General features: G+C 46.0%; 2 protein-coding genes. Both read right to left on the bottom strand.

Going from position 1 to position 1,290, the window contains the following annotated elements; all coding sequences use genetic code 11:
• Nucleotides 1–26 precede the first annotated feature (26 nt).
• On the bottom strand, nt 27–890 hold the full coding sequence (locus J2T16_RS28740; protein WP_499020214.1) for an IS3 family transposase: 864 nt from the start codon (nt 888–890) through the stop codon (nt 27–29).
• Between the two features lie 11 nt (nt 891–901).
• The gene (locus J2T16_RS28735; RefSeq protein WP_090921784.1) at nt 902–1,219 is read right to left on the bottom strand and encodes a transposase; all 318 of its coding nucleotides are present in this window, start codon (nt 1,217–1,219) and stop codon (nt 902–904) included.
• Nucleotides 1,220–1,290 lie beyond the last annotated feature (71 nt).

Below are 1,290 nucleotides of genomic sequence, written 5' to 3'. Positions count from 1 at the left end.
TGGACCAATGTCAAGAAAGTAGACACTTACGCGACGGATTTGTCCGTAAACTTCTTCGCAAAACGAGTAGGGGAAAGATAACCTAGCGCACCATGCATTCGCTTGCGGTTGTAATAGAACTCAATGTACTGGTAAATGGCGTTATACGCCTCTTCTGGATTCTTAAAACGAGGGTTACAGTAAATGAGTTCCTTCTTCAAAATACTGTGCCAAGACTCGATACATGCGTTATCGTAACAGTTTCCTCGGCGGCTCATACTGGGCTCCATACCATACGATTTCAGTTGCTCCACGTATTCTTTTGACGTGTACTGTGAGCCACGATCCGAGTGATGGAGCAATCCTGAAGCGGGGCGTTTGGCCTGGTAAGCATCTTTCAATGCATCTAACACCAAGCTCGTTTCCATATGGTTGTACAGGCGCCAGCCCACAATCTCACGCGTACACAAATCCAGAACACTGGCGAGATATAACCGGCCTCCACGGCAGGGAATGTAGGTGATATCGGTGACCCATGCGGTGTTCGGTTTGGACGTTTGAAATTGCTGGTTCAGCGTATTTGGTGCAATGGGATGATGATGGTTAGAATCCGTCGTCTGGACACGATACCGAGGACTGTGCACGGAACGAAGATTCATTTGACGCATGTATATACTGACGGTACGGGAAGAGATTTTGTATCCTTCCAGATGGAGCGCATACGTAATTTTCGGACTTCCACACCGCTTCTGGTGGTCGTAGAAATGAAACCGAATACGCTTCATGATTTCAGTTCTCCGATGCTGTTGCTTACTTGTTAGATCCATCCGCCACTTGTAATATCCGCTCCGTGACACGTGTAACAGAGTGCACATCTTCTCCAAAGAAAACAGGGAGCGATGGTCTTCCACAAACTGAAATCTTAATTCTTTGGTTTGCTGAAGATGTGCACTGCTTTTTTTACAATAGCCAGTTCCTCTTGCGTGTCCGCAAGCGTATGCTCTTTCTCTTGAAGTAACCGGCGCATTTCTTTAAGCTCTGCTTCCAGTTCTTTCACTCGATCTACGCTAGCTACGGGCTCATGTTTAAGTTCACGATACTTGCCCATCCACTGGTGTAATGTACTTTTTGGAATGTTGAGTTCTTCTGCCAAGTCTCCGAGTGTCTTGGTCTGTTCTTGAATAAATTTTACCGTTTGTTTCTTGAATTCTTCATTGTATCGTTGCCGTTGTTCTCCCATGTGGACACACCTCCGTTAGCCTTATTATCCTTCCGTCCGTTAACGGTTGTCCACTTTTTATTCTAGCTCCA

This window comes from Paenibacillus intestini (assembly GCF_030803945.1).
GTDB classification, from domain to species: domain Bacteria; phylum Bacillota; class Bacilli; order Paenibacillales; family Paenibacillaceae; genus Paenibacillus; species Paenibacillus polysaccharolyticus.
The sequence above is the reverse complement of the archived record's forward strand: the minus strand, read 5'-3'. Positions and strand labels throughout refer to the sequence as shown.

Bases quoted from the DNA above. Each gene is read 5' to 3' on its own strand.
- J2T16_RS28735 (WP_090921784.1), bottom strand. From the start codon at position 1,219: ATGGGAGAACAACGGCAACGATACAATGAAGAATTCAAGAAACAAACG.